Annotated in this window: 15 protein-coding genes; all 15 read left to right on the forward strand. The window is 47.7% G+C overall.

The window, feature by feature from the left end:
- The first annotated feature begins 185 nt into the window (after positions 1 to 185).
- Positions 186 to 704, forward strand: coding sequence for a ribosome maturation factor RimM (rimM, locus tag KW93_RS15320; RefSeq protein WP_033543920.1), 519 nt, complete (start codon positions 186 to 188; stop codon positions 702 to 704).
- The gene (gene trmD / locus KW93_RS15325) at positions 701 to 1,426 is read left to right on the forward strand and encodes a tRNA (guanosine(37)-N1)-methyltransferase TrmD (protein ID WP_033543921.1); all 726 of its coding nucleotides are present in this window, start codon (positions 701 to 703) and stop codon (positions 1,424 to 1,426) included. The genes rimM and trmD overlap by 4 nt, the downstream gene beginning before the upstream one ends.
- Positions 1,427 to 1,561: 135 nt before the next feature.
- Positions 1,562 to 1,906, forward strand: coding sequence for a 50S ribosomal protein L19 (gene rplS / locus KW93_RS15330; RefSeq protein ID WP_033543922.1), 345 nt, complete (start codon positions 1,562 to 1,564; stop codon positions 1,904 to 1,906).
- A gap of 100 nt (positions 1,907 to 2,006) precedes the next feature.
- On the forward strand, positions 2,007 to 2,564 hold the full coding sequence (gene lepB, locus KW93_RS15335; RefSeq protein ID WP_033543923.1) for a signal peptidase I: 558 nt from the start codon (positions 2,007 to 2,009) through the stop codon (positions 2,562 to 2,564).
- Positions 2,565 to 2,575: 11 nt separating this feature from the next.
- Entirely contained in the window at positions 2,576 to 3,445 is an 870-nt protein-coding gene (gene ylqF, locus KW93_RS15340; protein WP_033543924.1) for a ribosome biogenesis GTPase YlqF, read from the forward strand.
- A gap of 105 nt (positions 3,446 to 3,550) precedes the next feature.
- Positions 3,551 to 4,342, forward strand: a complete 792-nt coding sequence (locus tag KW93_RS15345) for a ribonuclease HII (protein ID WP_033543925.1) — start codon at positions 3,551 to 3,553, stop codon at positions 4,340 to 4,342.
- A gap of 121 nt (positions 4,343 to 4,463) precedes the next feature.
- The gene (gene sucC / locus KW93_RS15350; RefSeq protein ID WP_033543926.1) at positions 4,464 to 5,624 is read left to right on the forward strand and encodes an ADP-forming succinate--CoA ligase subunit beta; all 1,161 of its coding nucleotides are present in this window, start codon (positions 4,464 to 4,466) and stop codon (positions 5,622 to 5,624) included.
- Between the two features lie 18 nt (positions 5,625 to 5,642).
- Positions 5,643 to 6,545 (forward strand): succinate--CoA ligase subunit alpha, encoded by a 903-nt coding sequence (gene sucD / locus KW93_RS15355; RefSeq protein WP_033543927.1) that lies wholly within the window; start codon positions 5,643 to 5,645, stop codon positions 6,543 to 6,545.
- A gap of 179 nt (positions 6,546 to 6,724) precedes the next feature.
- Entirely contained in the window at positions 6,725 to 7,630 is a 906-nt protein-coding gene (gene dprA / locus KW93_RS15360; RefSeq protein WP_033543928.1) for a DNA-processing protein DprA, read from the forward strand.
- A 102-nt stretch (positions 7,631 to 7,732) separates the two neighbouring features.
- Entirely contained in the window at positions 7,733 to 9,802 is a 2,070-nt protein-coding gene (gene topA / locus KW93_RS15365) for a type I DNA topoisomerase (RefSeq protein ID WP_033543929.1), read from the forward strand.
- Between the two features lie 19 nt (positions 9,803 to 9,821).
- A complete protein-coding gene (trmFO, locus tag KW93_RS15370; RefSeq protein ID WP_033543930.1) occupies positions 9,822 to 11,132 on the forward strand; it encodes an FADH(2)-oxidizing methylenetetrahydrofolate--tRNA-(uracil(54)-C(5))-methyltransferase TrmFO in 1,311 nt (436 codons plus the stop codon).
- 111 nt (positions 11,133 to 11,243) lie between these two features.
- Positions 11,244 to 12,137: a tyrosine recombinase XerC gene (xerC, locus tag KW93_RS15375; protein WP_033543933.1), complete on the forward strand. Its 894-nt coding sequence runs from the start codon at positions 11,244 to 11,246 to the stop codon at positions 12,135 to 12,137.
- A 16-nt stretch (positions 12,138 to 12,153) separates the two neighbouring features.
- Positions 12,154 to 12,702 (forward strand): ATP-dependent protease subunit HslV, encoded by a 549-nt coding sequence (gene hslV, locus KW93_RS15380; RefSeq protein ID WP_033543934.1) that lies wholly within the window; start codon positions 12,154 to 12,156, stop codon positions 12,700 to 12,702.
- Complete coding sequence (gene hslU, locus KW93_RS15385; RefSeq protein ID WP_033543931.1) at positions 12,699 to 14,096, forward strand: HslU--HslV peptidase ATPase subunit; 1,398 nt, start codon at positions 12,699 to 12,701, stop codon at positions 14,094 to 14,096. Before hslV ends, hslU begins: the two co-directional genes overlap by 4 nt.
- Positions 14,097 to 14,180: 84 nt before the next feature.
- On the forward strand, positions 14,181 to 14,960 hold the full coding sequence (gene codY, locus KW93_RS15390) for a GTP-sensing pleiotropic transcriptional regulator CodY (RefSeq protein ID WP_033543932.1): 780 nt from the start codon (positions 14,181 to 14,183) through the stop codon (positions 14,958 to 14,960).
- The last annotated feature ends 111 nt before the right edge of the window (positions 14,961 to 15,071 follow it).

Consider the following 15,071-nt stretch of genomic DNA (forward strand, 5'->3'; position numbering starts at 1 on the left):
GACGAGTGCTCTTCTCGGCTTATTGTGGGAGGCAAGGTGCGCCAAACGAAGATGGCGCCTCCTTTGCGACGAGCTGTGCGCAGGAGCATAATCTTTGCTCTGTCCATAGCGCCGAAGCGGTGATTTGACTCTCAAACTAATTTATTTTATATAGAAGAAAACCGAAATTGAAAGGATGTATGTGTGTGGAATGGTTTAATGTAGGGAAAATCGTCAATACTCACGGAATCCGCGGAGAAGTGCGGGTGTTGTCGCGCACGGATTTTCCGGAAGAACGTTTCGCTGTCGGCATGAAGCTTGGGCTTTTCAAGAAAGATGCGAAAAAGCCGATCATGGTGACAATCGCCAGCCACCGCCAGCATAAAAACTTCGAACTGCTGACGTTTGAAGGCTACCCGTTTATCCAGGACGTCGAGGAATTCAAGGATTCTTATCTGCGGATCGCTGAACACGACCTCACGGAACTGGAAGAAGGCGCCTTTTACCATCACGAGATTTTGGGCTGCACCGTATTTACGGAAGAAGGCCGCGAACTCGGTAAAATCACTGAAATTCTGGAAACCGGCGCGAACGATGTTTGGGAGATTACGCCCGAAGCCGGCAAAAAGCATTATATTCCTTATATAGAAGACGTCGTGAAGGAAATCGATGTTGAAGAGAAAAAAGTCACCATTGAAGTAATGGAAGGTTTGTTGAACGAATGAAGATAAATGTTCTTTCATTATTCCCCCCGATGTTCGAAGGTGTGTTCAATCAGTCGATGATGAAAAAAGCCCAGGAAAAAGGAGCGGTCTCTTTTGCTGTTTCAGATTTCCGGGATTACGCCGACAATAAACGCCAGGTGGACGATTACCCGTTCGGCGGAGGCGCTGGTATGGTATTGAAGCCGGAACCGGTATTCAATGCCGTCGAGGCGCTTACAGGTGACAGCAAGCCGCGCGTAATCCTGATGTGTCCGCAGGGTGAGCGCTTTTCGCAGAAAAAAGCGGAAGAGCTCGCACAGGAAGATGAACTGATTTTCATCTGCGGCCATTATGAAGGATACGATGAACGGATCCGGGAACATTTGGTGACGGATGAAATTTCGCTCGGCGATTTTGTGCTGACCGGCGGAGAGCTGGCAGCGATGGCGGTCATCGACAGTGTCGTCCGCCTGCTGCCGGGTGTCCTCGGCAATGCCGATTCACCGGTGAAGGATTCGTTCTCAACCGGTTTCCTGGAGCATCCGCAGTACACGCGCCCTGCCGATTACCGCGGCTGGAAAGTGCCGGACGTGCTGACGTCCGGCAACCATGCCCGAGTCGATCAGTGGCGAGAAGAGCAAACACTGAAACGGACGCTTGAACGCCGTCCGGATCTGCTGGAGCAAATGGAACTGACAACAGCTCAGAAAAAGATTTTGGACGGCTTGAAAAATACCAAATAATCAACGATAAACTCTTGCATCTGGCTTTGCTTAGTGATAACATGGAGTCTGTACTTTTATGTGAAGTACAGGATCACGGTGTTCCGCTGCAGCAGAGAAATGATTGCAAGAGCATCTGTAGAAGGAGAGAAAAATATGCAAAACATTATTACAGAAATCACTAAAGAACAGCTTCGTACGGATCTTCCAACGTTCCGTCCTGGAGATACTGTCCGCGTCCACGTTAAAGTTGTCGAGGGTACACGCGAACGTATTCAGGTATACGAAGGAGTTGTAATTGGCCGTCGCGGAGGCGGGATCAGTGAATCATTCACGGTCCGCAAAATCTCTTACGGTGTTGGTGTTGAACGTACATTCCCTGTACACACACCTAAAATTGCTCAACTTGAAGTTACCCGCCGTGGTAAAGTTCGTCGTGCGAAACTGTACTACTTGCGTAACCTTCGCGGTAAAGCAGCGCGCATCAAAGAAATCCGATAACATCGCATTACAGAAAGAGGGCGCCCGCGCCCTCTTTCTTTTTTGCTTAAATGATAATATCCTTGTACAATTAAAGCACAAAGCTTAGGGAGGAACGCGCATGGAAGCAGAAGTGAAAAAGAAAAACGAAGTTTGGGAATGGTCCAAGGCTTTATTGATTGCGCTCGGCCTCGCGGCAGTCATCCGGATCTTCCTGTTCACACCAATTGTGGTCGATGGAGAATCGATGATGCCGACGCTGGAACATGGCGACCGCATGATCGTCAATAAAATCGGCTATAATATCGGTCAGCCCGACCGGTTTGACATCATCGTTTTTCATGCGCCTGAAGAAAAGGATTATATCAAGCGGATCATCGGCTTGCCGGGAGATCATATCGCTTATGAAAATGACCAATTGTATGTGAACGGCGAAAGGGTGGATGAGCCGTACCTTGATGAATATAAAGAGCAGGTAGCCGGTACATTGACAGAAGATTTTACACTGGAAGAAAAAATTAATGCGAGCACGGTCCCGGAAGGAACGTTGTTTGTCATGGGCGATAATCGGCGGGCAAGCAAAGACAGCCGCATTATCGGGGTTGTTCCGATGGAAGAAGTGGTCGGCAGCACAAGTCTTGTGTTCTGGCCATTCACAGAAGCGGGAATCGTTAAGTAAGGAGAGGTTTTATGACGATACAATGGTTCCCTGGGCATATGGCGAAAGCCCGGAGAGAAGTAACAGAAAAATTGAAGCTCGTCGATATTATTTTCGAATTGGTCGACGCGAGACTTCCTTTATCATCACGAAATCCGATGATCGATCAGGTGATTCAGCAAAAACCGAGACTGATCATCTTGAATAAGATGGACATGGCAGACGATGCAGAGACGAAAAAATGGATTCGCTATTTTGAAGACCAGGGCACCCGTGCAGTCGCCATCAATTCACTTGAAGGCAAAGGCCTTCAGGCAGTGACAAAAGCGTCCAAAGAAATACTGGCGGAAAAATGGGATCGCATGATTGCCAAAGGCATCAAGCCGCGGGCAATCCGGGCGATGATCGTCGGGATTCCGAATGTCGGGAAATCGACATTGATCAACCGCCTGTCCAAAAAAAGCCTCGCGAAAACAGGGAATATGCCCGGCGTAACAAAAGCGCAGCAATGGATTAAAGTCGGCAAAGAAATTGAATTGCTGGATACTCCCGGTATCCTGTGGCCTAAATTTGAAGACCCGGAAACCGGTTTTAAATTGGCCGTTACCGGTGCCATCAAAGATTCAGTCATTCAAATGCAGGAATTGGCCATCTATGCCCTGAATTTCCTGGAACAGCGTTATCCGGAACGTTTAAAAGAGCGTTACGGCATTGACCGTGTCGATGAAGAAATTGTCCATACATTCAATCAAATAGCGAAAAAGCGCCATTTTGTCTCGCATGACGGTGAAGTGGATTACGAAATGACGGCTGAAGCGATCATCCGCGACATCCGCAATCAGCATCTCGGCAAAGTGACTTTCGATTATAAAGATGAAATGATTGTCGAAGAGGACGAATAAAGTTGCAGACAAAAAGAGGCTGATCCGATTTCGGGCCAGCCTCTTTTGCTGGTTTGAACGATTTACGATCCTGCCGGGAATATTCGAAGAGTAAGGAGCTTATCAATGGAAAAAATAACAGAGATACGCAAAAAACTGGATGATGCAGATAACTGGCTCCCGTGGATGGAGGAGCTCGAGCTTGATGATCGGCAGTCCGTTCAGAAATTGCTGGCTTCCTGGAAGCGCAAGCAGTCGATCCGGGAGAAATTAATGGAGAACCATTTGCTCAAGCAGCAATTCGACGATTCGTTCAGGAAAGTGCATGACTCGAAAGTGGCCGGCATTGATGAAGCGGGGAGAGGGCCGCTTGCCGGACCGGTGGTGACAGCCGCTGTAATCCTGCCTGAAAATTGTGCCGAACTGCTGGGGCTGGACGATTCAAAAAAATTATCCAAAGCGAAACGGGAAGCTTTCGCCGAAATCATCAAAAAAACAGCCGTCAGCTATTCTGTACATATCCAGCCGCCGGAGGAAATTGACCGATTGAATATATATCAGGCTACCAGATTGTCAATGGCAGAAGCGGCGTCGGTACTCGATCCGGCGCCGGATGTTCTGCTGGCTGATGCCATGCAGCTTGATATCGGCATCCCCTGCAGCTCCATCGTCAAAGGCGATGCAAAAAGCCTGGCGATCGCGGCAGCCTCCATTTTAGCCAAGACGAGCCGGGATGCAATCATGGATGCCTACGCTGAAGTTTATCCGGAATACGGTTTTGGCCAGCATGCGGGGTATGGCACGAAGGCGCATGTCGAAGCGATTCGGCGGTACGGTCCTTTGCCGATTCACCGTCAGACTTTCGAGCCGGTGAAGGGAATATTGGCTGAAATGCAACTGATGAAAACAAAATTTTAAACGACTGAATATTTCAAGTATTCATGAGCCTGACTGTATAGTGTGGACATTCTGTGGCAACTTTAATACAATGGTAGAGGCAATAAAATTACGAGACAGATGTTTGATTGGAGGATGACAGATGAATATCCATGAATATCAGGGAAAACAGGTCCTGAAACAGTATGGCGTAGCAGTTCCGGAAGGCCATGTTGCTTTTTCTCCTGAAGAAGCAGTCAAAGCAGCGAAGGAACTTGGTACGGATGTTGTCGTTGTAAAAGCTCAGATCCACGCAGGTGGACGAGGCAAAGCAGGCGGCGTCAAACTGGCTAAAAACTTGGACGAAGTGCGGGAATATGCCAAAGAACTTATCGGCAAAGTACTGGTCACTCACCAAACAGGTCCGGAAGGCAAAGAAGTTAAACGCCTTTACATCGAAGCGGGCAGCAACATCGAAAAAGAATACTACCTTGGACTGGTCCTTGACCGTGAAACTTCACGCGTCACATTGATGGGCTCTGAAGAAGGCGGTATGGACATCGAGGAAGTTGCAGCGAACACTCCTGAACGCATCTTCTATGAAGAAATTGATCCAGTTGTCGGCTTGACTGGCTTCCAGGCCCGCCGCATGGCATTCAACATGAACATTCCGGCTAAGCTTGTAAACAAAGCAGCTAAATTGATGCTGGGCCTTTACCAGGCTTACATCGAAAAAGATGCAGCAATCGTCGAAATCAACCCATTGGTAATTACAGGCGACGGGCAAGTGGTAGCTTTGGATGCGAAGTTCAATTTCGACGCCAACGCTCTTGGACGTCATCCTGACATTATGGAAATGCGCGATTACGATGAAGAAGATGCCAAAGAAATTGAAGCTTCCAAGTATGACTTGAGCTATATTTCATTGGACGGAAACATCGGCTGTATGGTTAACGGTGCCGGCCTTGCTATGGCAACAATGGATACGATCAACTATTACGGCGGCTCACCCGCTAACTTCCTTGACGTTGGGGGCGGTGCCACTGCTGAGAAAGTAACGGAAGCTTTCAAGATCATTCTTTCTGACAAGAATGTAAAAGGGATCTTCGTTAACATTTTCGGCGGTATCATGAAGTGTGACATCATTGCGGAAGGCGTAATCCAAGCTGCTAAAGAAGTTAGCCTGGACGTGCCACTTGTTGTCCGTCTTGAAGGAACAAACGTGGAGCTTGGCAAAAAACTGCTGAACGAATCAGGTCTTAACATCGTAGCTGCCGGCACTATGGCTGAAGGCGCGAAACAGATCGTAGAACTTGTAGGCTAAAGAAGGGCAGGGACAAAAATGAGTGTATACATTAACAAAGACACAAAAGTGCTTGTACAGGGAATTACAGGGTCAACTGCCCTTTTCCATACAAAGCAAATGCTTGAATACGGAACGAAAATCGTTGCGGGCGTAACACCAGGCAAAGGCGGAACTGAAGTTGAAGGCGTACCTGTTTTCAACACAGTTGAAGATGCCGTTAAAGCTACAGGTGCCAATGTATCTGTAATTTATGTACCGGCTCCTTTTGCTGCCGATGCAATTCTTGAAGCAGTGGATGCTGATCTAGACATGGCTATCTGCATCACTGAACATATTCCAGTACTGGATATGGTCAAAGTGAAACGCTACATGGAAGGCAAGAAAACACGTCTTGTCGGACCTAACTGCCCGGGTGTCATCACTCCGGACGAATGTAAAATCGGCATCATGCCTGGCTACATTCACAAAAAAGGACATGTCGGTGTTGTATCACGCTCCGGTACGTTGACGTACGAAGCGACTCACCAATTGTCTGAAGAAGGAATCGGCCAGTCTACTGCTGTCGGAATCGGCGGAGACCCTGTAAACGGCACGAACTTTATCGATGTATTGAAAGCATTCAATGAAGATGAAGATACTTATGCTGTTGTTATGATCGGTGAAATCGGCGGAACTGCTGAAGAAGAAGCAGCTGCGTGGGTGAAAGCGAACATGACGAAACCTGTTGTCGGCTTTATCGGCGGACAGACTGCTCCAGAAGGAAAACGCATGGGCCACGCCGGTGCGATCATTTCCGGAGGTAAAGGTACTGCTGCAGACAAGATCAAAGCAATGAACGAAGCTGGAATCGAAGTTGCAGACACTCCATCAGTTATCGGCGAGACTTTGATCAAAGTGATCAGAGAAAAAGGTCTCTATGACGCTTGTAAGACTCATTAATAATTTTCAGCGCGGAACCCTAACCGGTTCCGCGTTTTTTATGCATTATTTGTAACAGCAAAGGCTGTTGAATTGAATTTTCAGATAATGACTATTTACACAATCAGCTGTGCGGGCTACTATTAAGCTTAAGTCGAATTTCATCGCAGTCAGGCATCCAAAAAGATTGGAGGAAAATTATGGATAACATGTTCGAACACCGCTTACTGGCACTGCATTACGTTTTTCCGAAACCGCTCAACCGGATCCAGCTGCTGATGATTGATGATCCGCTGCTTGAAGATCTGGAGAATCGGCCTGCCTGGGAAATTGCCCAATTGCTTGGCGTCAAAGCGGAAGCGGCGGATTACCTGAAGAAAGCCTACAGAAAATCCCTGAATACCCCCTATCCTGAAACTTATGAAAAACATAAGATACTCCCCATATCTTATAACCATCCCAATTATCCACATAGCCTTTTTCATTTGATTGATCCGCCCGCTGTTCTGTATACCAAAGGAAATCCGGATTTTTTGCGGAATGAAGATAGAATAGCTATAATAGGTTCCCGTAAAGCTTCTTCCTACTCGCAGACAGCGATGGATGCGATTATCCCCGATCTGGCAACCGCCGGCTTTATCATCGTCAGCGGACTCGCTAAAGGGGCGGATGCGATGGCACACCGGACAGCAATCGAATGCGGTGGAAAAACGATTGCTGTAACCGGAAGCGGATTTTTGCACCCCTATCCGAAAGAGAACTGCGAATTGAATATTATAATAGAAGAAACTCAACTCGTCATCACCGAATACCCACCTTATATGGAGCCGAAACGCTGGAACTTCCCGATGAGGAACCGCATTATAAGCGGCCTGGTTAAAGGTGTGATTGTAACCGAAGCGGAAGTTAAAAGTGGGACACTAAGTACGATTGAACACGCCCTTGAGCATGGCCGGGAGATTTTTGCCGTTCCGGGTAATATCGGCGCTTCGCTTTCAGGCGGTCCGCATAAATTGATTGCCGAAGGGGCAAAACCGGTCTGGAACGGGCTTCAGGTGCTTGAAGAGTACTGTCAATTACATGCAGGACTGGAGCCGCTAAAATGAAATACCTTGCATTCAATCTGAAACTGTTATACATTTTGCACAGGTATTTCTTATTTATACAAATTGTAAAAGTTTAAGAAACCTCTATGAGGAGGAATTATTATGTCGGATTTTTTGGTGATTGTTGAATCGCCGGCCAAGGCGAAAACAATCGAACGGTATTTGGGAAAAAAGTATAAAGTCCGTGCTTCTTTGGGACATTTACGGGATCTGCCCCGCAGCCAGATGGGCGTGGACGTTGAAAATGATTTTGAACCCCGCTATATTACCATCCGGGGCAAGGGTCCAATATTGCAGGACCTGAAAAAAGAAGCGAAAAAAGCGAAGAAAGTCTTTCTCGCGGCTGACCCTGACAGAGAAGGGGAAGCAATTGCCTGGCATTTGGCGCACGCATTGGGTGTCGATCTGGATTCTGAATGCCGAGTCGTTTTTAATGAAATTACGAAAGACGCCATAAAGGAATCGTTCAAGCAGCCCCGCAAAATCGATCTGGATCTGGTGGATGCCCAGCAGGCACGCCGCATCCTGGACAGGCTTGTCGGCTACAGCATCAGCCCTTTATTATGGAAAAAAGTGAAAAAAGGATTGTCCGCCGGACGCGTGCAGTCAGTAGCGCTGCGGTTGGTCATTGACCGTGAAAATGAAATAAAAGCTTTTGAACCGGAAGAATACTGGTCCATCACCGGGGAATTCGAAAAAGCGAAAAAGAAATTTGAAGCACAGTTTTACGGCAATGCGAACGAAAAAGTGAAATTGGAAAATGAAGATCATGTCAAAACGGTAATGGCAACGATGAAAGGCAAAAATTTCAAAGTCAACCGTATCGTTAAAAAAGAGAGAAAGAGAAATCCCTCCCCCTCTTTTACAACATCCTCACTGCAGCAGGAAGCTGCCCGAAAATTGAACTTCCGTGCAAAAAAGACGATGATGCTCGCTCAGCAGCTGTATGAAGGTATTTCTGTCGGCAAAGAAGGCATAACAGGTTTAATAACGTATATGCGTACGGATTCGACCCGTATTTCCGATACAGCCAAGCAGGACGCGATAAAATTCATTGAAGAAAAGTATGGATCTGATTATGTTACAAAAACGGCTGCGGCAAAACAGTCAACCAAATCACAGGATGCGCACGAAGCGGTGCGGCCAACGAGTGTCCTCAGAACCCCTGATTCAATGAAAAACATCCTGTCCCGTGATTTGCATCGCCTGTACAAATTGATCTGGGACCGTTATGTTGCGAGCCAGATGAGTCCGGCTGTCCTCGATACCGTTATGGCCGAACTTCAAAACGGTGAAGCTGTGTTCCGTGCGAACGGTTCCCAGGTGAAATTTCCGGGATTCATGAAAGTTTATGTGGAAGGTACGGACGATAAAACAGACGATAAAGACAACATCCTGCCGGAAATGGCGGAAGGCGATCTAGTCAAAGCCGTTGCCATTGAACCGAAACAGCATTTCACACAGCCGCCTCCGCGGTATACGGAAGCGCGTCTGGTAAGGACTCTGGAAGAACTGGGAATAGGGCGCCCTTCAACTTATGCACCGACGCTCGACACCATCCAGAAACGCGGTTATGTTACGCTGGATGCAAAACGGTTCATACCAACGGAACTGGGCGAAATCGTCCACAGCCTGGTACTGGAATTCTTCCCGGATATCATCAATATCGAATTCACGGCCAAGATGGAAAACGATCTCGACAGCGTTGAAGACGGCGATGTGGAATGGAAGAAAATCATAGCCGAGTTCTTCGAAGACTTTGAAAAAAATGTCGAAGTAGCGGAAAATGAGATGGAGAAAGTGCAGATCAAAGACGAGCCGGCTGGCGAAGATTGTGAATTATGCGGTTCGCCGATGGTCTTCAAACTGGGCCGCTACGGCAAATTCATGGCCTGCAGCAATTTCCCTGACTGCCGTAACACGAAAGCGATCGTCAAACATACGGGTGTGAAATGTCCAACCTGTAAAGAAGGCGAAATTGTCGAACGCAAGAGCAAGAAAAAACGGATTTTCTACGGGTGTGAACGTTATCCTGAATGTGAATTCGTGTCGTGGGATAAACCGATTGAAAGGCCATGCCCGAAATGCACAAGCCTTCTGGTCGAGAAAAAAGTCAAAAAAGGTGTTCAAATCAATTGTGTTGAATGTGATTATCAGGAAGAAGTACAATAATTAACCGAGGTGTTCAACTATGACAAAAACAGTAAATGTTATCGGAGCAGGACTTGCCGGCAGTGAAGCTGCCTGGCAGATTGCCAAACGCGGAGTAAACGTCCGTTTATACGAAATGCGGCCGGTCAAACAGACGCCGGCCCACCATACGGATAAATTTGCCGAACTTGTATGCAGCAACTCGCTGCGCGCAAATTCATTGACGAATGCGGTCGGTGTCATCAAGGAAGAAATGCGGATGATGGATTCAGTGATCATTGAATCCGCTGACCGCGCGTCCGTTCCGGCCGGCGGCGCACTGGCAGTGGACCGGCATGAATTTGCTGGTGCAGTTACGGAAAAAGTCCGCAATCACCCGCTAGTTGAAGTGATCAACGAAGAGGTCACTGAAATTCCGGAAGGCATTACGATCATTGCAACCGGTCCTTTGACGTCACCGGCACTGGCAGAAAAAGTCCGCGAACTGACAGGGGAGGAATATCTTTATTTCTATGATGCTGCGGCACCAATCATTGAAAAAGACAGCATCGACATGGATAAAGTGTATTTGAAATCACGTTACGATAAAGGGGAAGCCGCTTATCTGAACTGTCCGATGACGGAAGAAGAGTTCAAGCGTTTCCATACAGCTCTGGTCGAGGCTGAAGTTGTGCCTTTGAAGGAATTTGAAAAAGAGATTTATTTTGAAGGCTGTATGCCGGTTGAAGTTATGGCGGCAAGAGGCGAGAAAACCCTGACTTTCGGTCCTATGAAACCTGTCGGGCTGGAAGATCCGAAAACGGGCAAACGTCCTTACGCAGTCGTTCAGCTTCGCCAGGATGATGCTGCCGGCACTCTTTATAATATTGTCGGATTCCAGACACACCTGAAATGGGGCCCTCAAAAGGAAGTGCTGAAGCTGATCCCGGGCCTTGAAAATGTTGAAATCGTCCGCTACGGCGTCATGCACCGCAATACATTCATCAACTCACCGCGCGTGCTGAAGCCAACTTACCAGCTGAAAGCCAATCCGAATATTTTCTTCGCCGGCCAGATGACCGGTGTTGAAGGGTATGTGGAATCAGCGGGCAGCGGCCTGCTTGCAGGCGTCAACGCAGCGAAACTGGCACTTGGTGAAGAACTTGTCATCTTCCCGGCTGAAACTGCACTCGGCAGTATGGCGCGTTATATTACGGAAGCGGACGGCGAGAACTTCCAGCCGATGAACATCAACTTCGGGCTGTTCCCGGATTTGGGTGAACGCATCCGTTCGAAGGCGGAACGTGCAGAGAAACACGCTGACCGTGCCCTCGAATCAATTCGTAATTATATGAATACTGTAACGGTATGATTGATAAAAGCCTCTAAATTTTGCTATAATTTAGAGGCTTTTTATTATTGCGCTGAAGCGATTGCCGTAATGCCGGCATGGATCACAGGATTGGAAAGGCGGGACAATGTGATGACAAAAGAAGAAATGGTCCGGTCTTTTATCAGCTATATCCAATTGGAGAAAAATTATTCCGAACACACCGTCCATCATTATGAATACGATCTGGCCGGTTTTTTTCTGTTTCTTGAAAGTGAAGGAGTCGACGATCTGCAGCAGGTCGAATATCTGCACGCACGCAATTACATGACCAAACTGTACGAAGACCAATTGTCGAGAACGACGGTTTCCCGGAAAATTTCCGCCATCCGTTCGTTTTTCAAATATGGAAACCGTGAATTCGGCCTCAGCGAAGAAGCATTCCGTTCGCTGTATCATCCCAAAAAAGAAGATCGGCTGCCTCAGTTTTTCTATGAGGAAGAACTGATGGCATTATTCGAATCAGTCAAAGGCGAGGATAATTTATCTATCCGCAATACGGCGCTGCTTGAACTCCTGTACGCCACCGGCATGCGTGTCAGTGAATGCGTCTCTATCCGGATGAAAGACCTTGACCGGCATATGCAGATTGTCAAAGTGATGGGCAAAGGCCGCAAAGAGCGTTACATACCCTTTGGCCAGTTCGCTCATAATGCATTGGAACAATATATAGACGAAGTTCGTCCTAAACTGATGAAAAACACGGAGCATGATGCATTATTCGTCAATAACCGGGGTGAAGGGCTTACTGCCCGGGGCATCCGGCACATTCTGACTGAATGCATGAAAACGGCATCCGCCAATTCCAATATTTATCCCCATATGATCCGCCACAGTTTCGCGACGCATCTTTTGAATAACGGAGCGGATCTCCGGACGGTACAGGAATTGCTCGGCCATTCACATCTGGCTTCCACCCAGGTATATACACATGTAACGAAAGAGCATTTAAGAAAAACGTATTTAAACTCGCATCCGCGGGCATAGAGAGAGGGGAATGGAAATGGAACAATTTCATGCCACCACGATATTTGCAGTCCGGCATAAAGGGGAATGCGCAATGTCGGGTGATGGGCAAGTGACATTCGGCAACGCAGTTGTCATGAAGCACACTGCGAGAAAAGTCCGTACATTATATAACGGGAAGGTATTGACAGGCTTTGCCGGGTCAGTAGCTGACGCTTTTACCCTTTTTGAAATGTTTGAAGGCAAACTTACCGAATACAACGGCAATCTTCAGCGCGCGGCTGTTGAACTCGCCAAACAATGGCGCGGGGACAAGATGCTGCGGCAGCTGGAAGCGATGCTCATTGTTATGAATAAAGAAGAATTGCTGCTGGTTTCCGGCACCGGTGAAGTCATTGAACCGGATGACGGCATCCTGGCCATCGGTTCGGGAGGCAATTACGCTTTAGCAGCCGGACGGGCGCTTAAAAAATATGCCGGCGATACTATGACTGCCCGGGAAATCGCGCAGTCGGCACTCGAAACGGCAGCCGATATTTGTGTTTATACAAATCATCAGATCGTAGTGGAGGAGCTGACTAAATGAAAAACCAGATGGACTTGACGCCAAGACAGATAACCGATCATCTTGACCGCTATATCGTCGGCCAGAAAGATGCCAAGCGTTCGATTTCGATTGCGCTCCGCAACCGCTACAGAAGAAGCCGTCTCGATGAAGAGCTGCGCGATGAAGTGATTCCGAAAAATATCCTGATGATCGGGCCGACCGGAGTCGGGAAAACGGAAATCGCGAGGCGCATCGCCAAATTGACCGGGGCACCGTTCATTAAAGTGGAAGCGACAAAATTCACGGAAGTCGGCTATGTGGGCCGCGACGTGGAATCGATGGTCCGCGACCTGGTGGAAGCTGCCGTGCGGATCGTCAAAGAAGAAAAATTCGAAGCTGTCAAAGGCAAAGCCGAGGCAGCTGCAAATGAACGCATCGTTAAATTGCTGGTGCCTTCCATGAAGAAAAAACAGCCGAACCAGAATCCGCTTGAAGTGCTGTTCGGCCAAAAATTCGAACAGGAAGAGGAAGAACCGACTGCTGAAGTGGAAGTGCGCGTCAAGAGACGTGAAATCGCAGAAGATTTAAAAGCCGGGAAACTGGAAAATGAATGGGTGAATGTCGAAGTGCTGGAAAACACGCCTTCCATGTTCGATGCACTGCAGGGATCCGGCATGGAACAGATGGGCGCAAATATGCAGGATGCCCTGTCTTCACTGATGCCGAAGAAAAAGAAAAAGCGCCGGCTGCAGGTGAAGGAAGCGAGACGGATCCTCGCTGCCGAAGAAGCGGCGAAACTGGTCGACAATGAAGAAGTTGCAAGCGAAGCGATCGACCGGGCAGAACAGCACGGCATTATTTTCATCGATGAAATGGACAAGATCGCCAGCAAGAGTAATTCCTCTTCAGCGGATGTATCGCGTGAAGGCGTACAGCGGGATATTTTGCCGATTGTCGAAGGATCGACGGTATCGACGAAATACGGTGCCGTGAAAACGGATTATATGCTGTTTGTGGCAGCGGGCGCATTCCATATGTCAAAACCATCTGATCTGATTCCGGAACTGCAGGGACGTTTCCCGATCCGGGTTGAACTTCAGAAGCTGGAAGTGGAGGATTTTGTAAAAATCCTGACAGAACCAAAGCATTCTTTGCTGAATCAGTATAAAGCGCTTCTCGAAACAGAAGGAGTTGTGGTAAACTTTACTGATGCCTCAATCGTCAGACTTGCGGAAATTGCGTATGAAGTTAATCAGGACACCGATAACATCGGAGCGCGACGATTGCATACCATTTTAGAGCGGCTGCTCGAAGACCTGTCCTTTGAAGCATCGGAAATCAGTCCGGCGCAAATTGATATAACTCCTCAATATGTGAACGAAAAACTCGAGAATGTGGCAAAAAACAAAGATTTGTCACAATTTATACTATAATTGAGTCGAATCAGTTCCCTTAAAGAGTAAAAAGCTTTAGAATATTGAATAAATACGGTACGAATTTTGTAGGAGGTTCATTAAATGACTTTATTGGATAAAACAAGACGCATCAACTCAATGCTGCAGGCAGCAGCAGGAAAACCGGTTAACTTCAAGGACATGGCAGAAACTTTAAGTGAAGTCATCGAGTGCAACGCATTCGTTGTCAGCCGCAAAGGTAAAGTCCTTGGCTATGCCATCAACCAGCAAATCGAAAACGAACGCATGAAAGGGATGCTTGAGGAACGCCAATTCCCGGCTGAGTATACTCAAAACCTTTCAAATATTACTGAAACGACAGAAAATCTGGACGTTAACAGTGAACACACGATCTTCCCGGTGGAAGAACGTGAATTGTTCAAAAACGGCCTGACTACAATCGTGCCGATCATCGGTGGCGGAGAGCGCCTTGGGACACTTCTTCTTGGACGCGTAGACGCTCAGTTTCAGGACGATGACCTGATTCTTGGCGAATACGGCGCTACAGTTGTCGGGATGGAAATCCTGCGCGAAAAAGGCGACCGCATCGAAGAGGAAGCCCGCAGCAAGGCAGTTGTGCAAATGGCGATTTCTTCACTGTCATACAGCGAACTTGAAGCTATCGAGCACATTTTCGAAGAACTTGACGGCAACGAAGGTTTGCTTGTCGCTTCAAAAATTGCTGACCGTGTAGGCATTACACGTTCGGTGATCGTCAACGCACTTCGCAAGCTTGAAAGTGCCGGCGTTATCGAATCACGTTCACTTGGGATGAAAGGAACTTACATCAAAGTTCTTAACACGAAATTCCTTGCTGAACTTGAGCAATTGAAAATGAACTAAGAACGATTCAAAAGGCACCGGATATTTTATCCGGTGTTTTTTTATGCAAAAATTGGTGGTCTCGGGAAAATGATATTCCGTAAAACAGCTTCGCTTTCCAGCGGGCTCCCG

Origin of the sequence: Planococcus sp. CAU13 (genome assembly GCF_000775575.1) — a bacterium.
Lineage (GTDB): Bacteria > Bacillota > Bacilli > Bacillales_A > Planococcaceae > Planococcus.

Bases quoted from the DNA above. Each gene is read 5' to 3' on its own strand.
- trmD (WP_033543921.1), top strand. From the start codon at position 701: ATGAAGATAAATGTTCTTTCATTATTCCCCCCGATGTTCGAAGGTGTG.
- hslV (WP_033543934.1), top strand. From the start codon at position 12,154: ATGGAACAATTTCATGCCACCACGATATTTGCAGTCCGGCATAAAGGG.
- ylqF (WP_033543924.1), top strand. From the start codon at position 2,576: ATGACGATACAATGGTTCCCTGGGCATATGGCGAAAGCCCGGAGAGAA.
- hslU (WP_033543931.1), top strand. From the start codon at position 12,699: ATGAAAAACCAGATGGACTTGACGCCAAGACAGATAACCGATCATCTT.
- sucC (WP_033543926.1), top strand. From the start codon at position 4,464: ATGAATATCCATGAATATCAGGGAAAACAGGTCCTGAAACAGTATGGC.
- topA (WP_033543929.1), top strand. From the start codon at position 7,733: ATGTCGGATTTTTTGGTGATTGTTGAATCGCCGGCCAAGGCGAAAACA.
- rplS (WP_033543922.1), top strand. From the start codon at position 1,562: ATGCAAAACATTATTACAGAAATCACTAAAGAACAGCTTCGTACGGAT.
- lepB (WP_033543923.1), top strand. From the start codon at position 2,007: ATGGAAGCAGAAGTGAAAAAGAAAAACGAAGTTTGGGAATGGTCCAAG.
- KW93_RS15345 (WP_033543925.1), top strand. From the start codon at position 3,551: ATGGAAAAAATAACAGAGATACGCAAAAAACTGGATGATGCAGATAAC.
- sucD (WP_033543927.1), top strand. From the start codon at position 5,643: ATGAGTGTATACATTAACAAAGACACAAAAGTGCTTGTACAGGGAATT.
- codY (WP_033543932.1), top strand. From the start codon at position 14,181: ATGACTTTATTGGATAAAACAAGACGCATCAACTCAATGCTGCAGGCA.
- trmFO (WP_033543930.1), top strand. From the start codon at position 9,822: ATGACAAAAACAGTAAATGTTATCGGAGCAGGACTTGCCGGCAGTGAA.
- dprA (WP_033543928.1), top strand. From the start codon at position 6,725: ATGGATAACATGTTCGAACACCGCTTACTGGCACTGCATTACGTTTTT.
- xerC (WP_033543933.1), top strand. From the start codon at position 11,244: ATGACAAAAGAAGAAATGGTCCGGTCTTTTATCAGCTATATCCAATTG.